The sequence below is a fragment of the Embleya sp. AB8 genome, from assembly GCF_049739465.1.
GTDB lineage: Bacteria > Actinomycetota > Actinomycetes > Streptomycetales > Streptomycetaceae > Embleya.
In genome coordinates this window covers 158,281-177,200 of the sequence record NZ_JBMHHY010000006.1, presented here as the reverse complement: position 1 = coordinate 177,200, position 18,920 = coordinate 158,281, and the positions used below count along the sequence as shown (strand labels likewise).

General features: G+C 71.4%; 16 protein-coding genes and 1 tRNA gene. 9 read left to right on the top strand and 8 right to left on the bottom strand.

Annotation, left to right across the window (positions count from 1 at the left end):
* Positions 1-129 precede the first annotated feature (129 nt).
* The 4 genes from ABIA38_RS10845 to ABIA38_RS10830 all read right to left on the bottom strand — a co-directional run bounded on the left by ABIA38_RS10845 (position 130) and on the right by ABIA38_RS10830 (position 4,533).
* Positions 130-609, bottom strand: coding sequence for a hypothetical protein (locus ABIA38_RS10845; protein ID WP_424638312.1), 480 nt, complete (start codon positions 607-609; stop codon positions 130-132).
* 178 nt (positions 610-787) lie between these two features.
* A complete protein-coding gene (locus ABIA38_RS10840; RefSeq protein WP_424638311.1) occupies positions 788-2,164 on the bottom strand; it encodes a hypothetical protein in 1,377 nt (458 codons plus the stop codon).
* Between the two features lie 157 nt (positions 2,165-2,321).
* Positions 2,322-2,915: a lytic polysaccharide monooxygenase auxiliary activity family 9 protein gene (locus ABIA38_RS10835; RefSeq protein WP_424638310.1), complete on the bottom strand. Its 594-nt coding sequence runs from the start codon at positions 2,913-2,915 to the stop codon at positions 2,322-2,324.
* Positions 2,916-3,186: 271 nt separating this feature from the next.
* A complete protein-coding gene (locus ABIA38_RS10830; RefSeq protein WP_424638309.1) occupies positions 3,187-4,533 on the bottom strand; it encodes an MFS transporter in 1,347 nt (448 codons plus the stop codon).
* Between the two features lie 71 nt (positions 4,534-4,604).
* Here ABIA38_RS10830 and ABIA38_RS10825 point away from each other — a divergent pair, with 71 nt between their 5' ends.
* On the top strand, positions 4,605-5,552 hold the full coding sequence (locus tag ABIA38_RS10825; protein WP_424638308.1) for a helix-turn-helix domain-containing protein: 948 nt from the start codon (positions 4,605-4,607) through the stop codon (positions 5,550-5,552).
* A gap of 342 nt (positions 5,553-5,894) precedes the next feature.
* Here ABIA38_RS10825 and ABIA38_RS10820 read toward each other — a convergent pair whose 3' ends face one another.
* Both ABIA38_RS10820 and ABIA38_RS10815 read right to left on the bottom strand, forming a co-directional pair.
* Positions 5,895-6,221, bottom strand: a complete 327-nt coding sequence (locus ABIA38_RS10820) for a hypothetical protein (RefSeq protein WP_424638307.1) — start codon at positions 6,219-6,221, stop codon at positions 5,895-5,897.
* Between the two features lie 354 nt (positions 6,222-6,575).
* On the bottom strand, positions 6,576-7,751 hold the full coding sequence (locus ABIA38_RS10815; RefSeq protein ID WP_424638306.1) for a serine hydrolase domain-containing protein: 1,176 nt from the start codon (positions 7,749-7,751) through the stop codon (positions 6,576-6,578).
* A 300-nt stretch (positions 7,752-8,051) separates the two neighbouring features.
* Here ABIA38_RS10815 and ABIA38_RS10810 point away from each other — a divergent pair, with 300 nt between their 5' ends.
* The 6 genes from ABIA38_RS10810 to ABIA38_RS10785 all read left to right on the top strand — a co-directional run bounded on the left by ABIA38_RS10810 (position 8,052) and on the right by ABIA38_RS10785 (position 15,322).
* A complete protein-coding gene (locus ABIA38_RS10810) occupies positions 8,052-9,047 on the top strand; it encodes a hypothetical protein (RefSeq protein ID WP_424638305.1) in 996 nt (331 codons plus the stop codon).
* A 177-nt stretch (positions 9,048-9,224) separates the two neighbouring features.
* Positions 9,225-9,298: transfer RNA gene (locus ABIA38_RS10805), tRNA-Val, on the top strand.
* A gap of 373 nt (positions 9,299-9,671) precedes the next feature.
* Entirely contained in the window at positions 9,672-11,381 is a 1,710-nt protein-coding gene (locus tag ABIA38_RS10800; RefSeq protein WP_424638304.1) for an NAD(P)-binding domain-containing protein, read from the top strand.
* A 5-nt stretch (positions 11,382-11,386) separates the two neighbouring features.
* The gene (locus ABIA38_RS10795; protein ID WP_424638434.1) at positions 11,387-12,535 is read left to right on the top strand and encodes an alpha-hydroxy acid oxidase; all 1,149 of its coding nucleotides are present in this window, start codon (positions 11,387-11,389) and stop codon (positions 12,533-12,535) included.
* A complete protein-coding gene (locus ABIA38_RS10790; protein ID WP_424638303.1) occupies positions 12,532-14,034 on the top strand; it encodes a cytochrome P450 in 1,503 nt (500 codons plus the stop codon). The genes ABIA38_RS10795 and ABIA38_RS10790 overlap by 4 nt, the downstream gene beginning before the upstream one ends.
* Positions 14,035-14,038: 4 nt before the next feature.
* Complete coding sequence (locus ABIA38_RS10785) at positions 14,039-15,322, top strand: cation:proton antiporter (RefSeq protein WP_424638302.1); 1,284 nt, start codon at positions 14,039-14,041, stop codon at positions 15,320-15,322.
* On the opposite strand, the gene ABIA38_RS10780 is transcribed toward ABIA38_RS10785, so the two are convergent.
* Positions 15,213-15,914: a hypothetical protein gene (locus ABIA38_RS10780; protein WP_424638301.1), complete on the bottom strand. Its 702-nt coding sequence runs from the start codon at positions 15,912-15,914 to the stop codon at positions 15,213-15,215. The two genes, ABIA38_RS10785 and ABIA38_RS10780, sit on opposite strands and share 110 nt — an antisense overlap.
* 186 nt (positions 15,915-16,100) lie before the next feature.
* Between ABIA38_RS10780 and ABIA38_RS10775 the strand changes: the two genes are divergently transcribed.
* Positions 16,101-16,394, top strand: coding sequence for a hypothetical protein (locus tag ABIA38_RS10775; RefSeq protein WP_424638300.1), 294 nt, complete (start codon positions 16,101-16,103; stop codon positions 16,392-16,394).
* Positions 16,391-16,636 carry a hypothetical protein gene (locus ABIA38_RS10770; RefSeq protein WP_424638299.1) on the top strand — a complete coding sequence of 82 codons (246 nt, stop codon included), beginning with the start codon at positions 16,391-16,393 and terminating at the stop codon, positions 16,634-16,636. The genes ABIA38_RS10775 and ABIA38_RS10770 overlap by 4 nt, the downstream gene beginning before the upstream one ends.
* Before the next feature lie 106 nt (positions 16,637-16,742).
* Here ABIA38_RS10770 and ABIA38_RS10765 read toward each other — a convergent pair whose 3' ends face one another.
* Entirely contained in the window at positions 16,743-18,905 is a 2,163-nt protein-coding gene (locus ABIA38_RS10765) for a tetratricopeptide repeat protein (RefSeq protein WP_424638298.1), read from the bottom strand.
* Positions 18,906-18,920 lie beyond the last annotated feature (15 nt).

Genomic DNA, 18,920 nt, shown 5'->3' with positions numbered 1-18,920 from the left:
GCGTTCGTCGGGTGGAGTGCGTGCCCTTGGGCTGGGTGGTGCGGGCCAGGCTGGGGGGAGTTGGTTGGTCTGAGTGTGACCGTCGGGCGTTGGCCCGTTGAGGGGTATTGGTTGGGCCGGCTGTGGGGGTTAGACGCAGGCGCCTCGGACGGTCAGGAGTTCGGCTCGGGCCTGTAGTTGGTGGCCGCCTGCTATGTCGAAGGTCAGTTCGAAGCCGTCGCGGGCGGCGCGGACTCGGGTCAGGGCTACCTCGGTGAAGTGGTCCAGGGCTCCGCGTAGCTCGTGCATGACCACGCCCGTCGAGGACAGGCCGAGGACCGTGCCGTCGCCCAGGGTTACCAGGTCGCAGCCTCGGTTGCCGGTGGCCGCCTGTGCGTCGGTGACTCGTAGGGGGCCGCGGCCGAGCGAGTGCAGCCAGGTGACCGCCTGGCGGTGCAGCTCCGCGCGCTCCTCCTCGTACGCGACGACCATCATCCGGTGCATGTCGCTCACGTCGTTCGTGTGCAGCGGCAGCGCGGGGGCGGTCCGCGGGGCTCGGCGCAGCGCGCGCAGGCTGGGCAGCGCGAGAACGAGGAGGAACGCGAACAGGAGCAACAAGAGCACGGGCATGTGCGACTTCCCGGTATCAGCATCGTGGTCGCCGGCGCGCACGGGTTTCGGGCCCGTGAATCGGGACCGAGGTCCCGGACTCGGCCGGTCCGACGACTTTAAACCTTAAATTTCGGGAAGGTGGCTGATGGTGCCGATTCTTTACTTGACTCGTTGGGGTCGGGGTTGATGGTGGCGGTCAGTGGGGGCCCGAGCCGGCTCGGTCTTCGCGGATGACCTGCACGGTGGCCGCCACCTCTGCTCGGATTGCCCGGGTTTCGCTGAGGAAGCGCCACCAGTCGGGGCGGGCGTGGTCGGGGAGCGAGGCGATTGCTTCGAGGCGGAAGACCAGGGCGTCCAGGCGTCGGGCGTAGCGTTCCTCGGCATTGGCCCGGCCGCCGAGGGCGAGTCGTTGGGCGTCGCGTAGGGCGAATCGGGTGCGCTCCAGTTCGGCGCCGGGATCGCGGGCGACCTCTTCGAGGGCACGCAGCCGGTCGGTGACCGAGGCCATCGCCTCGTCGGCGTCCTTGAGGGTGGCCCGCGCGGTGGCCAATCGGCTCACCGCGTCGGCGTACTCCCCGCGTCCGGCCGCGGCGCCGGCCTCCTCCAGGCGGGTGCGCGCGATGCCGAGTGACTGTCGGACCTTGGCCGGGACCTGCTCCAGGTCGGTCCAGCAGGACTGTACGTAGTCGCGGCGCAGCCGGTGCAGCGCCGGCTCGACAGTGCCCAGTCGGGACTCCAGGGCCTGGCTGCGGGTGCGCAGCGAGGACAGCCGGTTGGTGACCTCTTCGCGCTGTTTGGGCAGCCGTTCGGCCTCGGTGCGCAGTTCGCCGGCGGCGGTTTCGATGCGCCGGGCCACCGCGAGTGTCCCGGGGATGCCGAGGGCGGCCGGGCCGCGGTCCAACTCGGTGAGATCGGTGCGGATCGCGGTGAGGCGGGTGGTCAGCGTGGTCGAGCCCAGGCCGGCCCGTTCGGTGTCGGCGACCGCCTGTGCGGCCTCGGCGGCGGCCCGGCGGGCCCGGTCCACGGCCGGCGGCAACTGGCCGAGGGCCTGTTCGGCGTCGGCGAGCAGTGGGGCGAGCGTGCCGGCGAACCGTTCCAGGTCCTGGCGGACGGTGTCCAGCTTGCGCGCGGTCTCGGTCAACTCCCGGCGGGCGGCCGCGTATTCGTCGGTCTCCAGCTCGTTGTCGAGGGGATACCGGTCCATCAGCGTGATGTAGGCGGCGCTCGCCTCGTCGATTTGCAGGCTCACCGCGGCGAAGCCGCGCAGCGCGTCCTCGGAGCCGCGCGCGCCGCGTACCGCGCGGACCGTTTCCAGCGAGAGCATCATGTCCCGCTGCGCGGTGTCCAACTGGAGGAACGCCTCGCCCGCCGCCTCGCGCGCGGCCAGTGCGGCCGAGCGGGCGGCGTCCTTGCGCCGCCGCCACGGACGGGTGTCGCCGCCGGCGAACGCGGCCGGCAGTACGGCCAGGAGCAGCGGGGCGAGCGTGATCGACAGCGGAAGGCCGATCCCGAGGGACCGTCGTGCGGATCCGACCACCACGCCTGCTCCCGTCACCATGTGAGCCGTGCTCACTCCATCCTGCACATCCTTCCAGGTGCTGTCCGATGGAGGTCCACCAACCGGCGCTTCGGGCGTGCCGGGACGTGTGGTGGACCCGGCGGTGAGCCGGGCTCGACCGCCGGGCGTGGCGGGTGGCGTTCGGTGGTGGTGTTCGGTGGTGGGCGTTCGGTCAGAACGTGACGTCGGAGCAGGAGTAGAAGGCGTTGTCGGTGTCGTCGACGTCCCACACCGCGAAGATCAGCGCGCGGCCGGTGCGGCCGGTCGGGAGGGTGCCGGTGTGTACCTCGTGTGCGGCCGGCTCGGCGCCGTACATCGGGACGGTCAGGAACGGGGTGGGTTCGAGCTGTGCGCGGGTGATCGGCGTGGCGGGGTTCCAGGTGGGCTTGGTCACGTAGTAGCGGAACGTCGTGGTCGAGTGCCGGGCCTCCATCTCCCACGTGAAGCTGAACGTGGTGCCGGAGGTGAGGTGGGTGGTCGGCCAGGCGCCGTTGCGCGGGTCGTCGAGCGGGGCCCAACGCCCGTCGGCCCCCGCGCACAACTGCCCGTCGGGCGGGCCGCCGGCCGGGTAGCCCTTGGGGCCCTCGACGCTCTGCGGCTCCCACTGGATGTCGCCGCAGTTGGTGACCGTGCCGTCGCCGCAGTACGCGGAGCGGCTTTCCGGGCTGGAGATGAAGCCGTGGGCGGAGGCGGATGGTGCCGGCAGCAGTAAGGGTAGGGCGAGTACGGACGCGCTCAGCGTGGCCAGGATGGACCTCTTGCGCATGGGACTTCTCCTCGTGAACGAAGTCGTGCCGGGACGGGCAGACCCGTTCGGACGCGGTCTCGAATCGACCGCGCGCGTGCTTCGGAGCGCGGTCGTCGAGTCGATGGGACGTCGAATCCGCATCCGAACGTGGAACCACGCGGTCCGGGGACGGACCGTGTCGGGTGCGACCTGCGCGGGTCGCGTGCCTTCGTTGCCGGGGGCGCGTGCTCACGCTAGGAGGGGTGCTTTGGGGTGGTCAATGGTCTGGACCACTCGTGGCACAAATTGGCTAACGCGATGTGGACGGGGACGAGGCGGGGGCGGGGGACGGGGCGGCTTTGCGGCCGACGTAGAGGAGGGTGGCGGTGGCCAGGGCGGCGACGATGGACAACGACGCCTCGGCGGGGAGGGCGGCTTCGGCGGTGGCCAGAAGGTAGGGGAGGGCGAAGCCGAGGTAGCTGACCGCCTGGTAGACGGCGGTCAGGGCGGCCAACTCGCCTGGTGCGGCGATGCGTTGCACCTCGGCGAAGCCGCACACCTGGCAGCAGCCGTAGCCCGCGCCGAGGATGGCGGCGGCGATCGGGACGACGACCGGTTCGCGGGTCGCGGCGGCGAGTGCGGCGGTGAGTACGCCGATCGCGACCAGGGCGAGGGCGACCCGGAACGGCCGGGCGCCGCCGTGTTGTTCGAGTCGACGGGCGAGCGGCTGTACGCCGATCCCGGCGGCGGCGGTCAGGCCCGCGACACCGGCGCTGAACGCCACGGGATGGCCGCCGACCCGGCCGGCGACCAGCCCGGGGAGATAGGCGATGGCGATCGCCGCGGACCCGAACACCCAGGGGGCCAGCGGCAGGACGACCGTGCGGAAGCGCTGGTCACGGAGGCCGGCGGGGCGCAGTTGGCGGTACAGGCTGTCGGTGGTCGGGGCGGCGGCGCGGGTTTCCGGGGTGCGCAGGGCGAAGGCGAACGCGGTGACGGTCAGCGCCAGGTGTGGGAGGTAGGGCAGCAGGGTGGGGGCCGGGGCCCATTCGGCCAGGGTGCCGGCGACGAGGGGGCCGGCACCGAACCCGACGGTCATCGCCACGGTGACCCGGCGGGCGCCGAGCCGGCCTCCGGTGGGCTGGGCGGCGGACAACTCCTTGACCCACGCGGCGCCGGACGCGAAGGCCGCACCGCTGGCCACGCCTGCGATCAGCCGGCCGAGATAGAGCCAGGCCACGCCGGACCCGCCGACGCACAGCAGGGCGGTGGCGAGCAACGACGTGGCGAGCGCGAGCAGGCCGACCCGGCGGCGGCCGTACCGGTCCGAGATCGGGCCGCCGAGCAGCAGGCCGGGGGCGAGGCCGAGGGCGTACAGACCGAAGATGGCCTGGAGGGTGGCGGTGGACAGGTCGAGGCGGTGCCGGTAGAGCAGCAGGAGCGGGACGAACTGGTTCGCGCCCCAGCCGACCGCCGCGACCGCGAGGGCGGCGCCCCACCAGGCGCGGGGGGTGATGGGGGTGGTGCGGGTCGGCTGGGAATTTCCGGTCGGTTGGGAGCTTCCGATCGGCTGGGAGTCTCCGGTGGGCTGGGAGTCTTCGGTCGGCTGGGAGTTTCCGGTCGGCTTGGGGCTTCGGGTCGGGATCGGTGTAGGCACGGCACCCAGCGTGGCGGGGGCGTACGGCGATCACGAGTGACGCGAACGCCATCATGCGTACACTTTCCGACATGCCCACCGTTGCGCTCGCCGTGACCGAAGGGGTCTCGATTTTCGAGATCGCCATGCCGTGCGACGTCTTCGGCATCGACCGTTCCGACATCGTCGACCCCTGGTACGAGTTCGTGGTGTGTGCGCCGAGCGCGGTGAGCTTCGGCGGCTGGTTCCGCACGGACACCCCGCATGGTCTGGACACGCTGGTCGGTGCGGACACCGTGGTGGTGCCGGGCGGCTGGAGCGTGCACGAGAAGCCGCCGGCCGATCTGGTCGACGCGGTCCGGGCCGCGCACGAGGCCGGCGCGCGGGTGGCGTCGATCTGCACGGGCGCGTTCGTACTGGCCGAGGCCGGGTTGCTCGACCATCGGCGGGCCACCACACACTGGCTGCACGCGGCGCGACTGGCCGCCCGATACCCGCTGGTTCGGGTCGATCCGGACGTGCTCTACATCGACGACGGCTCGATTCTCACCTCGGCGGGCAAGGCGGCCGGGCTCGACCTGTGCCTGCACATCGTCCGCACCGACCACGGGACCGCGGCGGCCAACGCGCTGGCCCGGCGCCTGGTGGTGCCGCCGCATCGGCCGGGCGGGCAGGCCCAGTTCATCCCCGGCCCGGTGCCGGAGGCGGGCGACCACCGGCTTGCCGAACTGCTCGACTGGACCATCGCCAACCTGGACCGGCCGCTGAGCGTCGGCGACCTGGCCCGGCGGGTCAACATGAGTACGCGCACTCTCGATCGGCACTTTCGCGCGGTGGCCGGCACCACGCCGCTGCGCTGGCTGCTGACCCAGCGGATCCGCCGGGCCCAGGAACTCCTGGAGGTGACCGACGACAGCGTCGAGCGGATCGCGGCCCGCACCGGGATGGGGACGGCGACCACGCTGCGCCGACACTTCAACCGCACGGTGGGGGTGCCGCCGGACGCGTATCGACGGGCGTTTCATGGGGAGGTGGGCTGAGCGGGGGTTAACCTGCCGGGGCCGGGGCCGGGGCCGGGGCCGGGGCCGGGGCCGGGGCCGGGAGCGGGTCCGAGGCCGGGAGCGGGTTTGGATCCGGGTTCGCGGAGCGGAAGCGGGACGGCGACGTCGGAGACTCGGACGCGGGGGCGTGTTCGCCGGCGATGGTTGGCATTTCGGAGTCGGTGAGGGTGCCTGTGTCCAGGACGACGCCGGCGGGGTCGGCAGAGCAGGCGGTGTAGCGCAGCGCCTTGGCTGGGGATGGTGTGGTGGTCGGACCGGAACGCTTGTGGGTGGCGCGGCGATTCCCGGGACGACGGTGGGGGGTTCGGTCGGTTCGGATGGTCATGGAGTCGGCGACTCGCCGGCCCGCCCATCGGCATCGAGCCCGAGTCCGATCGGTGCCGGCGATGGGGTCGCCGCAGGGGGGCCCGGCTTTTGCGCCGCCAGGGACCGTCTGTTGTACAGCCACCAGGGGATCGTGATCGGCCATGCGAAGAGCGCGGCGATCCCCACGAAAAAACCGGTCAGCGCGGCCGTCGAATCATCTTTCGCGCGACTGCGCCGGTAGAACGTCACGGCCGCCACGTACGCGCAATACCAGGCGAGAATACCCAGGGCCAGACCGCCGCCGAGTATCGAGTAGCCGATTGCTTCATCCGTCGAATTCAAAGCTTCAACCTCGACAATTCTCGGGCGAAGCCGTCGCGCGGCCGGCCGCGTCTCGCCCCGCGACCTGGTTGCCGCCCCACAGACGGTACTTCGGTGTCGCACTGATCGGGAGCGGATCCGGGATCCCAGGGCGTCCGGATCGCTCCATGGCGGCGTGGGCCGGCACGTCGAGTGCGTGCGGGCCCACGCCGTCATTCGATCACCACTCGAAATCTATGGTTCCGTCCGCGTGACAGCCGGGAAGGGTGGTTTTCGGTCCCCTGAGGGGCCCCGCGTTCTTCGGACAGAGCTCTGACTGTGATGCGTTGCGCGGGTTTTGGAGGTGGATCCCGCAGCGCGCACTGCGGTTTTCGGTCAGGCGGTTGTGGCGAGTTGCCACAGGTCGCGCATGAGGGGGATCGGGGTGGGGCCGGTGAGTTCGACCTGGGTGAGCAGGATCGTGGTGGTGGCGGTGGTCGGCGTTACGTGGGCCGCGGTGCCGGTGCCGCCGAGCCAGCCGTAGCGGCCGGGCACGTTCCACGGGTCGATCGGCTCGATGTCGACCGTGCCGCCGAAACCCCAGCCCTGGCCGTCGAGGAAGAGCCGGGACGCCTCGCGCTGGGCCGCGGTCAGGTGGTCGGTGGTGATCAGGCGGACCGACTCGGGGGACAGGACGCGTCGGCCGTCGACGGTGCCCTCGCCGAGGATCAGGCGGGCGAAGGCGTACAGGTCGTCGACGGTCGCGACCAGGCCGCCGGCGCCGGAGGGGAAGGGCGGCGGGCTGCTCCACTGGCCGGTGGGGGCGTCGACCAGGTCCAGGCCGCCGGTCGGGTTGCGGCGGTAGTAGCCGGCGAAGCGGTCGAGGTCGGCGGGCGGTACCGCGAATCCGGTGTCCACCATGCCGAGCGGTGCGAACAGGTGCTCGGCCAGGAAGTCGGGCAGCGGGCGACCCGCGACCCTGGCGATCAGTACGCCCAGGATGTCCGCGCAGGCGTTGTACAGCCAGGCCTCGCCCGGTTGGTGGAGCATCGGGATCCGGGCCAGCGTGGCCATCCACTCGTCCGGCGGCGCGACCAGTTGCGGCTCCGGCGGCCCCTGCTTCAGCTCGGCGAACAGCAGGCCGACGGCGGGCAGCGTGAAGTCGGCGGGGAAGCCGTACCCGGCCCGGAAGGTGAGCAGGTCGAACACGGTGATCGGTCGGGCGGCGGGGACCACGTCGTCGATCGGGCCGGTCGAAGTGCGGACGACCTCGGGCGCGGCCAGCTCCGGGAGCCATCGGTCGATCGGGTCGTCCATGGCGAGTCGGCCGTCGTCGACGAGCAACATCGTGGCGGCGGCGATCAGCGGCTTGGTCAGCGACGCGATGCGGAAGATCGAATCGCGGGTCATCGGGGTGGTGCCGGCGGCGTCGAGGGAGCCGACCGCCGCCACGTCGACGCGGTCGCCGTGGGCGATCAGCGCGACGGCGCCCGGGAGTGCGCCCTTGTCGACGTGGATTTTCAGCAGTTCGCGCAGTTCGCGCTGACTGTGTGGGTCGCGTGGGTCGGTCATCGGGCCACCTCTTCCTGTGTGTGGTCTTACGTATGCAAGGGAGACTCCCCAAGTGGCGCGGAATCATCAGTCTCGGGTCGGTGGACTCCGTCGGTCGCGGTGGTGGGGATGGCGCGCATACCTTGGGGTGCGGATCCAACTCCCCCCGCACCCAACTCCCCTCGGATACCACGGACTTCATGTTCCGGGAGAAAACGCGTGACGGAGCGAGGGGCTCAGCGCGTTTATCTGTTGGGTGGGCGCCGGGTGGGTCCGGGCGCGACATGTGGTTGACACCGATGTCTAGGAGACGGCAGGTCGATGGGATCCCCGGGATCTGAGGAGAAGGAACTGGCCGCCGCGATGCGGGTGGCGGCGGAGTTGGTCCTGCCCGTGGGCCTGGTCGCGGGCGGCATCACCCGGGGTCGACGGATGAAACGGGTCCGGCGGATGCGGATCGCGGCGTCCGCCGTGGTGGTGACGGCCCTGGCGGGCGCCGGGTTGGTGGCGGCGTCGAGTACGACGGACGGCGCGTCGAAGAGCGCGCCGGCGGCGGCGGGGGTGACCAGGGGTCCGACGCCGCCGGGTGGGAGCGTCGAGCACGTACCGACGATTTCCGCGCCGGTGGGGATGGAGCCGATCTCGCCGCAGGAGATCGTGCGGGTGCTCCTGGCGACGCCGTTGGGCGGGAAACCGCAGGAGCCCACCGGAGGCCGGATCGGCTCGAAGGCGGGCGAACCGCCCACCCGGGTGGGGGCGTCCGCCACGGTGCGGGTGGTGGTCGGCCAGGCGTGGTTCCTGCTGACGGTGACGGTGGCGACCAGCGCTCGGCCGGTCACCGAGCTGCCGTGCCCGGCCGACACACAGACCCTGGTCACCTGCGCCTCGTTCGTCGAGCAGGGTGGTACGCGCGGATACGTCAGCCAGGGAATCCCGGTACGCCCGCCGGTGGACGGCGGAACCACGCTGGGGCCCGCCGAATGGTCGGTGCATCTCGTGCGTCCGGACGGTGTGGAGATTTCGGTGACGGAGCTGCCCCTGTTCCCCGAGGGGGGCGGCGCCGGAGCGCAGGAGCCGGTGCTGCCGGGGAGCCGGCTCAAGGACCTCGCCAGGATGGCCGACTGGCGGATCTGGGTCGATCCGGAGGTCAATCGCATCGCGCGGGCGCAGGTGGGCGGGTTCCGGGACCAGTCCGGATCCGCCGATCCGATCCCGACCGGGAGCCTGACCGGGGCCCCGACCGTGCCCGGCCGGGTGCCGACCCCGGACAGGCCGGCGCTCCGACCGTCTGCGGGGGCCGGGACCACGTCCGGATGACGCGGCGGGCCCACCGACCCCGGGTGGGGTCGGCGCACCCGGGTCGGGCGCCTGCCGGGGCCGGGTCGGGCGCGCGCAGAGGAGGACGTCGGGGGTTGAGGAGGACGAAGTGACCGGCTCCACGTTGCGACGGCACGAATCACTACCGGGGATTCGATAGGCTGTCCTCTCGCATCCGGGCGCATAGCTCAGTTGGTTAGAGCACTGCTCTTACAAAGCAGGGGTCGACAGTTCGAGTCTGTCTGTGCCCACCGGATATGTAGCCCGGCTCGGGCTTTGAAGAGGCGGCTGACCTGCGGGAACTCGCGGGTTGGGCGCCTCTTTTTGCTTGTGGCCACGGGTTTTCTTCGGGGTCGTCCGCCGCGTTGTGCTGCGCTTGGTTGGGCAGGTCGTCTCCCGGTCGGCTCCCAGTCGTCTCCTGGTCGGCTCCCGTGGGGCTGTTGCTCGGGTGGGGGCTCGTTATTACCGTGGTGCTTGAGGGTTCAACGAATCCCCGTGCGGCCCCCTTCCCATGGCGCTTCGGCCGATGTTCGATGGCCGGCGCGATTGCGCGATTGCACTCTCCGTTATGCCGTCCCCATCGGTCTCCGGGTGCGTGCTCGCCCGGAGCGGAAGGAGAGCTCCGTGAACTTCGTACCTGCCGGCCACGACACGGGCCGTGAACCGCTCGACTACCTGGTGGTCGGGGGTGGGCCCGCCGGGTTGCAGCTCGGGCAGTTGCTTCGGGGAGCGGGGCACCGCTACCGGATTTTGGAGAGCGGCTCGGCGCCGGGCACGTTCTTTCGGACCTTTCCCCGGCATCGCAGGCTCATCTCGATCAACAAGGTGCACACCGGCACCGACGATCCCGAGTTGAACCTGCGGATGGACTGGAACTCGCTGCTGTCGCCGGATCCGGAGTTGTTGTTCACCCGCTACAGCAGACGCTACTTTCCGGATGCCGACGATCTGGTGCGCTATCTGGCCGACTTCGCCGCAACGTTCGAGCTGGACATCGCGTATGACACCCGGGCGGAGCGGATTCGGCGGGACGCTGATGGCGGGTTCGTGGTGACCGATCGGCGCGGGGTGGAGCATCGTGCCCGGCGACTGGTCATGGCCACCGGGCTGACTCGGCCCAACACCCCCGACGTCCCGGGCATCGAGACCGCCGAGGATTACTCCGTTGTGTCCGTGGATCCCGAGGACTTCACCGATCAGCGGGTGCTGATCCTCGGCAAGGGCAACTCCGCGTTCGAGACCGCGGACAACCTCGTCGAGACCGCGGCGGTGATCCATGTGGCCGGGCCGCACTCCATCCGGATGGCCTGGAACACCCACTTCGTGGGACATCTGCGTGCGGTCAACAACAACTTTCTCGATACCTATCAGCTGAAGTCGCAGAATGCGCTGCTCGATGGGCATGTGCTGTCGGTGGCGAAGGACGGCGACGGCGGCGGCGGGCGCGGGGGCGGGGACGGCGGCGGCGGCGGCGGGGGTTATCGGGTTCGGTTCGGTTTTTCTCGGGCCGACGAGGTGGTGAAGGAGCTGCGTTACGACCGGGTCATCGTGTGTACGGGCTTCGGGTTCGACGCCTCGGTGTTCGACCCGGAGTGTCGGCCGGAGTTGGTCATCGACGACCGGTTTGCCGCGTTGTCCTCGGCGTACGAGTCGGTGAACGTGCCCGGGTTGTACTTCGCGGGCACGTTGATGCAGCAGCGTGACTTCAAGAAATCCACGAGTGGCTTCATCCACGGCTTCCGGTACGCCGTCCGGGCGTTGAGCCGCATTCTCGACGAGCGTCATCAGGACCGGCCCTGGCCGCGGCGGGCGTTGGTGGCGGACCCCGGCGGGTTGGCCGATGCCGTGCTGGCCAGGGTCAATCGCAGCTCGGCGCTGTGGCAGCAGTTCGGTGTACTCGGGGACCTGATCGTCGTACCGGCCGGTGGTGCGGCGTACTACCGCGAGGAGGTGCCGGTCGCGTATGTGCGGGACAACCGACCGACCGAGGCCGGCGACTGGTTCACCGTCACCCTGGAGTACGGACCCGACCACGACCGGGTCGACCCCTTCGACATCACGCAGCGTCGCACCGCGCAGAACTCGGTCGACGACGCCCTCGATGCCGCCTACCTGCATCCGGTGATCCGCCATTTCCGGGATGGTGCGCTGCTCGGCACGCACCACATGGCGGAGAATCTGGAGAACGAGTGGGACCACCCGCAGGTCCACCACGCCCCACTCGCCGAGTTCCTCGCGCGCAGCCTCGCCCGAGACCTCGACCGTCGGCCGAGCCCGGCCGGGAGGTCCGGGCAGTCCGGGCAGTCCGGGCAGTCCGCGCAGTTCGGGCGGTGAGCGGCGTGCGGTTCACCGTGCACGACTTCGAGACCGCGGCGCGTGCCGAACTCGACCCCGTATACGCCGACTTCATCGCGGGCGGGGCGCGCGACGAGATCACCGTGCGGGCCAACGAGGCGGCGTTCGGCCGGTTGCAGCTGTTACCCCGGGTATTGCGCGGCAGCGCCGTACGGGAGTTGGGCATCACGCTGTTCGGCGGCCGGGCCGGGCTGCCGATTCTGCTCTCGCCGACCGCCTTCCACAAACTGGTCGATCCGGTGGGGGAGTCGGCCACCGCCCGGGCCGCGGCCGGCGCCGGGGCGATCATGATCGTCTCGATGGCAGCCACGGTGGCCGTGGGCGAGATCGCCGACGCGGCCCGAGCCGCCGTCGCGCCCGAGCCGGCGCCGCCGCTGTGGTTTCAGCTCTACCTCCAGCCCGACCCGGAGATCACCGACGCGCTGGTCCGGCGGGCCGGGGACGCGGGGTGTGCCGCGCTGGTGGTCACCGTGGACTCCCCGGTGCTGGGTGCCGGAGAGCGCAATCGGCGCAACGGCTTCCACGATCTGCCGGCCGGACTGCGCTGCGAGAACCTGGTGGACCTGCGGGACGGCGAGCACGGGCACGTACGTCAGATCGCGATGTCCCCGGAGCTGTCCTGGGCGCACCTCGACCGACTGCGCGACACCACCGACCTGCCGATCCTGCTCAAGGGTGTGCTGCACCCGGAGGATGCCCGGCTCGCGGTTCGGCACGGGATCGACGGGCTGCTGCTGTCCAACCACGGCGGTCGCCAACTCGACACCGTACCCGCCACGTTGGAGCTGCTGCCGGAGATCGTCGCGGCGGTGGCGGGGCGGGTCCCCGTCGTGCTGGACGGCGGGGTCCGGCGGGGTACCGACGTGGTCAAGGCGCTGGCGCTCGGGGCGTCCGCGGTGGGCATCGGCCGACCGGTGATGTGGGCGCTGGCCGAGGGCGGCGAGCAGGGCGTACGCCGGCTGCTTGAGCTGCTGCGCGACGAACTCGACGACGCGTTGGCCCTGTGCGGCGCGTCCGGGCTCGCCGAACTCACCCCCGATCTGGTTCGGGTGCCCGGGTGGGGTCCCGCGCCGGGGCCCGCCGTGGTGCCGGGGGCGGACACCCGATTCGGCTTCGGTGGGGTGGTCGTGTGAGGGCCGGCGGATGGGCGGTCACCGGCGCGGCGGTGGCGCTGGTGGCGGCGTTGCCCTACTGGCTGCCGGGGAGGGTGGTCGCGCTGCGCGTGCGGATCTTCGCCCGGGTGGGCGGCGAGGAGGGCATCCCGGTACCCGGACGGGAGGTGCCTGCCGAGGAGTTCAGGCAGGTGTACGGGCATCCCGCGGCCGACGGGCGCAGTCGGGGTGCCGCGCTGTCCGACCTGTTCTGGTACTGGCTCGCGCCCGGCCCGCAGGTGCACCAGGAGCACCTGGAACCCGGACCGCGCTACGACGACGTGGCCAGGACCACTCGGCGGATCCTGGCCGGGGTCTCGCGTACCGAGTGGACGGAGTTGGTGGCCCGCTGTACGCGCGGTGTGCTCGACGAACTCGACGAACTCGACGGGCCGGCAGGGGTGCATCGGGTACGGCTGCGCGATCTGATGATGCCGGTCTGGGCCGAGGTCTACTACGAGGTGGTCTTCCGTGAGCCGTGCCCGCGCCCGGTCAGGGACCTGATCGTCGGCAACGCGGACGATGTGGTCGGCTCGATCAAGTGCACCGGCCTGCGGCACCTGGACCGGCGTGCCGCGCTCACCGACCATCTGCGCGACCGGCTCGCCGACGACCCGCCGCCCGGGCCGCTGCCCGCCTCGCTAGACCGGGAGGAGCAGGCGTACTACCTGCAGGGCACGTTCTTCAACACCGCCGTGGTGCAGATGTCGGAGGCGATGGCTCATGTGTTGCTTGCGCTGGCCACGCATCCGCCGGTGCAGGACCGGTTGCGGGCCGGCGCGGCGGATCCGGACTTCCTGGACCGGGTGATCGACGAGACGCTGCACCACTTCCCGCTGTTCGGGGTGGCGCACCGGATCACCTCGGGGGAGATCGTCCGGGAGGGGCGGGAGCCGATTCCGGCCGGTTCGGTGTTGCTGTTCAACTACCCCGAGTACCAGGGCTCCGGCGGGGGCACGTTCGACCCCGACCGGTGGTTGGACCCGGACACCCGGCCCACCACGTTCATTCCGTTCGGGGTCACCGCCAACCGGCCGTGTCCCGCCCGCGGCTTCGCGTCGCTGACCATGCGGGTCGCGGCCGAGGAGACGTTGCGCCGCTTTCGGCTCGACTCCTCGGCGCAGCACACCCGTTCGTTGCCGAACCGGGGTCCGTGCCTGCTGACGCCGTGCGGCGACGGCGGCGATGGCGGCGATGGCACCGATCCGGCGGCCCGCCCGGCGGCCCGTCCTCGGGTCCGGCTCGCGGTGATGCGACTCGCGGATCGTTGGGCCGCCGTCCCGCGCAGCCTCACCCAGCTGGTCCTGGGCAGCTACATGGTCTGGGACGCCCGTCGGCAGGGGTTGTGCCGCGGCTACTTCGCCGCCGCGTCGGCCGGTTTTACCGGGCCCACTGGCCCTACCGGCCCTACCGGCCCTACCGGCCCTACCGGCCCTACCGGCCCTACCGGCTCCGTTTCCGCCGGCCGCCGAGAGGGGTGAGGCGATGACTCCTTCGGAACTCGCGCCCGCCTTCTTCCTGGCCGTCGTGGTGATCCTGCTGACGTGCCGGCTGGTCGTCGTGGTGGTCGGCCGACTCGGCCAGCCGCCCGTGGTCGGCGAGATGATTGCCGGGGTGCTGCTCGGCCCGTCCCTGTTCGGGCTGCTCGCTCCGGGGGTCTCCGCCGAGGTGTTCCCGGCCGAGCTGAAGCCGGTGTTGTACGTGGCCGGGCAAATCGGCCTGGTGGCACTGATGTTCGCCGCCGGATACGAGTTCCGGGCGCACGCCGGACGCGGCCTGGCCGGCACCGCGGTCGCGGTCTCGGCGGCCGGTGTGGGGATTCCGTTGGTGCTGGGCATGGGCCTGACCCTCGCGGCGCACGGACACGTCGGCATCTTCGTCGACGGGGTATCGGTCTGGGTGACCTCGGCCTTCGTCGGCGTCTCGCTCGCGATCACCGCCTTTCCGATGCTGGCCCGGATCATCACCGAACGTGGGCTGGCCGGCTCCCGGTTCGGCTCGCTGGCCCTGGCCTCCGGGGCCACCGACGACGCGCTCGCCTGGATCATGCTCGCGGGGGTGCTGGGCGGGGCCTCGGGCGAGGTGACGCCGGTGCTGAAGACGGTCGGCGGCTCGCTGCTGTTCGTGGCGGTCCTGTTCCTGGTGGGACGTCGCCTGCTGGACCGGATCGTGAACCGGCCCGGTCTCGGCGACGACACCCGGCTCCTGCTGGTCGTCGTGGTGCTGTTCGGCGCCGCGTGGTTCACCGACGTCATCGACCTGTACGCGGTGTTCGGGGCGTTCTGCGTCGGTATGGCCATGCCGCGTGGCGCGGCGGCCGAACGGCTGGTGCGGACCACCCAGTCGGTGACCCAGGTGGTGTTCGTACCGATGTTCTTCACCTACTCCGGCCTGAACACCCGGGTCGACGTGTTCGCCGACCCGTCCGTGCCGGCGTTCGGGGCGGCGGCGGTATTGCTAGCCGTGGTCGGCAAGTTCGGCGGTTGCTGGGCGGCGGCCCGGCTGCGCGGCGAATCCGGGCCGGTGGCGGTCCGGGTCGGCGTACTGATGAACGCCCGGGGGCTGATGCAGCTGATCGCACTCAACATCGGCCTTGCGGCGGGCATCGTCGGCGACGAACTGTTCGCCGCGCTGGTCCTGGTCGCGCTGGTCACCACGATCATGACGGCGCCGGTACTGAGCCTGCTGGACCGCCGGGACGCGAGATCGCGGTCGGCCTCGGCCGAGGAGACGCCTCGGGGGGAGGAGGCGGTGGCGACGTCGGGCTGAGCGGGCCGGGGCCGGGGTACCGCGGTCTCCGGTGGTGTTCAGTGGTTTCCTCGGTCGCCCGGCGGAAGCCCCGGGCCACGTCCGCGAAGGGGACGTCCTTCAACACCTCCGCCGGTACCGACGCGTAGTCCTCGCCGAACTCGGTGCGGAACTCGCCCGCGAAGCGCAGGCCCAATCGGTAGTGCGCCCTGACGAAGTCCTCGTCCGGCAGCCGGAAGTCGTCCGGAACCCGCAGGTCGAGCCGGACCAGCGCATACCGCAGGAAGTCCACCACGCTCGGAATGGTCACCCCCCGGATCTCGTCCAGGCTGGGCACGGAGGCGGCAGCCGGAGGCTCGTTCCGCGACACGGATCGTGCCGACACCCGGCTGTCCTTCATCAAGACCGCCTGGACGACGGCGGCGCAGTACTCGTCCTCGAATCGGAAGGTGACCGGCCACGCCCGGTCGATCAGGAGCACGTGCAGGAGGTCGTGCTTCAGCACTCTGTCCTTCACCGTGCCGCACGGCAGGAAGTACGCGATGTCGAACACGGGGAGTGCTCCCATCGACGACGTCAACACATCGAGAACGCTCGGGGTCGATTCCGCCATGGAGACAGGAAAAGTTGATTTCGGCGCGGGCGTCAAGCTCCCACGCGGATGAACCGAACCGAACCGAACCGGACGGGTTCGGTGCCGGCACCGAACCCGGCACCGGCGTGCGGCCGATGGTGGGGGTCTACTCCGCCCGGGTAAGCCCGCTGTCGATCACCCCCGCCGCGCTGCCACCCTGACCCCATGACCGACGAGCTCCGCGACCCCGACCGGCCCACCATCACCACCACCGTCGACGGTGAACCCGCCGAACTCCCCGGCACCCTCAACGACATCCGCGCCGCCCTCCCCGAACACCGACGCGCCGACTTCGACCGCGAGATCGGCAACGCCCCCCTCCGCCAGGTCGCCGCCCTGGCCGTCTACTGGGCCATCCCCCCGGACGAACGTGCCCGCGTCGAAGCCGACGCCGACCGCATCCGGTCCGGCGACCTCACCGGCGTCGTCGACGTCCACGGAAACCCGGTGCAGCCATGAGCAGTTGCCACTACGTGCAGTACTCCGACCGAGCCCGCACCGACTACTACGCCATGCCCACCCCGTTACGCCGCCGCTTCGACGCCGCCGTAGGCGACATGGCCCGCCATCCCTACGCCCACGGCGACCCCATCCGAGGCAACAAGGACCGCCGCTCCGCGTGCCTCGCAGGCGCCATCACCGAATACGAGATCAGCAGCAGCGTCCTGGTGGTCACAATGCTCAAGGTCGTCGCACTCTGACCCGACGGCCAGGCCGGCCGGATCCGGCCCGGCTACCGGAAGATCGGCGAGTGTGGCAGGTGGGCGGTGGCACCGACCGCGTCCGCTCCCTCCGCACCCCCGCCGATCAGGACGCCGCCGGCACCCGGGCCAGGCACTCCTCCCGGGCCGCGCGGATGTCCTCGTCGTCCGGGACCAGCGCCGCCGCGATATCCAGATCGGCCAGTGCGTCGTGCCAACGGCCCACGCGCTGCAGGACGAACGCTCGGTTGTAGCGCACCGCCGGGTCGTCCGGGGCCAGTTCGACCGCATGTGCCAGGTCGGCCATCGCCACCTCCACGTCACCGCTCTGGCACGCCACCCCCGCCCGGCCGCACAACGCCGCAGTCAGATCCGGGTCGGCCCGCAACGCCCGATCGAACGCCGCCCGCGCCGCCGGGTGTTCGGCCCGCTCCGCGTGTACCCGGCCCAGTACGGCCAGCAGATGCGGGTTGTCCGGATCCCGGGTCAGCCCGGCCGAGGCGTCCTGCTCGGCGCGGTCCGGATCGCCCAGATCCAGCACCAACCCGGCCCGATTGACATACGCGTCCAGGAAATCGGGGTCCAACTCCAGTACGTAGTCCAGATCCGCGAGTGCCCCGTCGTAGTCGCCCGCCTCGGTCCGGATGTCCGCCCGGTTGTAGAACACCTCGGGAATCGGCGGCCCCAGCCGCAGCGCCGTCTCGTACTCGGCCAGCGCCTCCTGCTCACGACCCATCAGCCGGAGCAGGTTGCCCAGGTCCAGGTGGTATTCGGGGTAGTACGGATCGACCGCGATCACCTCGCGGTAGTCCGCCAACGCCTCGTCGTACCGGCGCAGTCCGGTCAGCACCGTGGCCCGGTTGTGGCGCAACACCGAGCGGTGCAGGTGGTGTTCGTCGGCCCCCAGGTCCCGGTCCAACTCCGCGATGCCGGCGGTGACCAGCTCCAACGCGGCCTCCGGCCGGCCCAGGTGACCCTCGATCAGGGCGAGCGCGTTGTTGTGGAAGACGGTGTTGAAGGCCCGCTGCTTGGGGTCGGTCAGCAGCGAGGCCAGCGCGATCGCCTCGTTGATCCAGCCCAGCGCGCGCTCGTGGTCGCGCCGGCCGGGATTGCGGTGCCGGGTGTAGAGCATCGCGGTCGAGTAGGCGCACTGGATGTGCACCGCCGGCTTCCGGGACCGCGCGCGAGCCTCGTCGCAGATCGCCTCGGTCTCCGCCACCCGGCCGAGGGCGGACAACGACGTGGGCATCTTGCCGGTGAACAGCCACCAGAAGTCCGGCAGTTCGCGCCAGTCGACGAGCGCCCGACCACGCGCGCAGAAGTCGAGGGTGGCGTCGTAGTAGCCGGCCAGCAGGCACGCGTCCATCGCCTGGGCCAGCGCCACCACGCCGGCCTTGCGCGGATCGCCGCCATGCTCGCGGTGGTACGGGAGCGCGCCCAGGCCGTGGGTGCGCTCGGCGCCGGCCACGAGTTCGTCCGCACGGCGATCGTGCAGCGCGGCCCGCTCGGCGGCGGGCAGGCTCTCGTACGCGGCGAGCACGAACGGGTCGTCGTCGGTACCGTCGTCGGCCACATAACGCGCGGCCAACGCGGCGGCGGACTCGTCCGGGGCCCGGAGCCGCACCGGCGCCGCGTCGATCCGCCGGCAGTGCCGGGCCAGTACGCCGGGCAGATCCTCGCCGGCCGGTGTACCGGGCTCCACCCGCGGGTCGGGCACCCTCGGCACGAGTACCCCGGCGCTCGCCCCGACCAGCACCGTCAGCAACGCCGGGTCCAGCCGGCGCAGCAGTACGGCGACGAACTCCCGGTCGGTGGGGTCCGCGTGGTCCAGATCCTCGATCACCAGGGAGCGGGTCCCGGCCGCGTCGGCGGCCAGCAGCTCGCGGACGAACTCCAGCAACCCGTGCGCGATGCGCCGGGTGCGCAGCGCCGAATGGAACCGGGTGCGCTCCTCGGGCGCGGCCAGCGAGGTCAGTGTCTCCAGCCTGGCCGGCATCAGCGTACGCAACTCGGGTGCCACGGTGAGGATTTCCACCTCGTGCGCGGTGACCAGCTCCGGATGCCGCCGCAGTGCGTCGGGCCCGAGCGCGCGGATCAGGGTGCCGGCCAACGTGTACGGTCCGCGCAATCGGCGATGTGCCGAGATCGCGGGCAGCAGGGCGGTGGGCAAGGGGAGTTCGGCGCGACGTGCGGCGCGGTCGCGGCGTCGGTCCCCGACCAGGACCAGGTGCCGGGCGGTGCCCTCGGGCACGGACGAGTCAGCGGACAAGGTGTGCTCCAGGGA

Coding starts and splice junctions, on each gene's coding strand:
- ABIA38_RS10810 (WP_424638305.1), top strand. CDS start 8,052: ATGGGATCCCCGGGATCTGAGGAGAAGGAACTGGCCGCCGCGATGCGG.
- ABIA38_RS10785 (WP_424638302.1), top strand. CDS start 14,039: ATGACTCCTTCGGAACTCGCGCCCGCCTTCTTCCTGGCCGTCGTGGTG.
- ABIA38_RS10815 (WP_424638306.1), bottom strand. CDS start 7,751: ATGACCGACCCACGCGACCCACACAGTCAGCGCGAACTGCGCGAACTG.
- ABIA38_RS10845 (WP_424638312.1), bottom strand. CDS start 609: ATGCCCGTGCTCTTGTTGCTCCTGTTCGCGTTCCTCCTCGTTCTCGCG.
- ABIA38_RS10825 (WP_424638308.1), top strand. CDS start 4,605: ATGCCCACCGTTGCGCTCGCCGTGACCGAAGGGGTCTCGATTTTCGAG.
- ABIA38_RS10780 (WP_424638301.1), bottom strand. CDS start 15,914: ATGGCGGAATCGACCCCGAGCGTTCTCGATGTGTTGACGTCGTCGATG.
- ABIA38_RS10775 (WP_424638300.1), top strand. CDS start 16,101: ATGACCGACGAGCTCCGCGACCCCGACCGGCCCACCATCACCACCACC.
- ABIA38_RS10770 (WP_424638299.1), top strand. CDS start 16,391: ATGAGCAGTTGCCACTACGTGCAGTACTCCGACCGAGCCCGCACCGAC.
- ABIA38_RS10835 (WP_424638310.1), bottom strand. CDS start 2,915: ATGCGCAAGAGGTCCATCCTGGCCACGCTGAGCGCGTCCGTACTCGCC.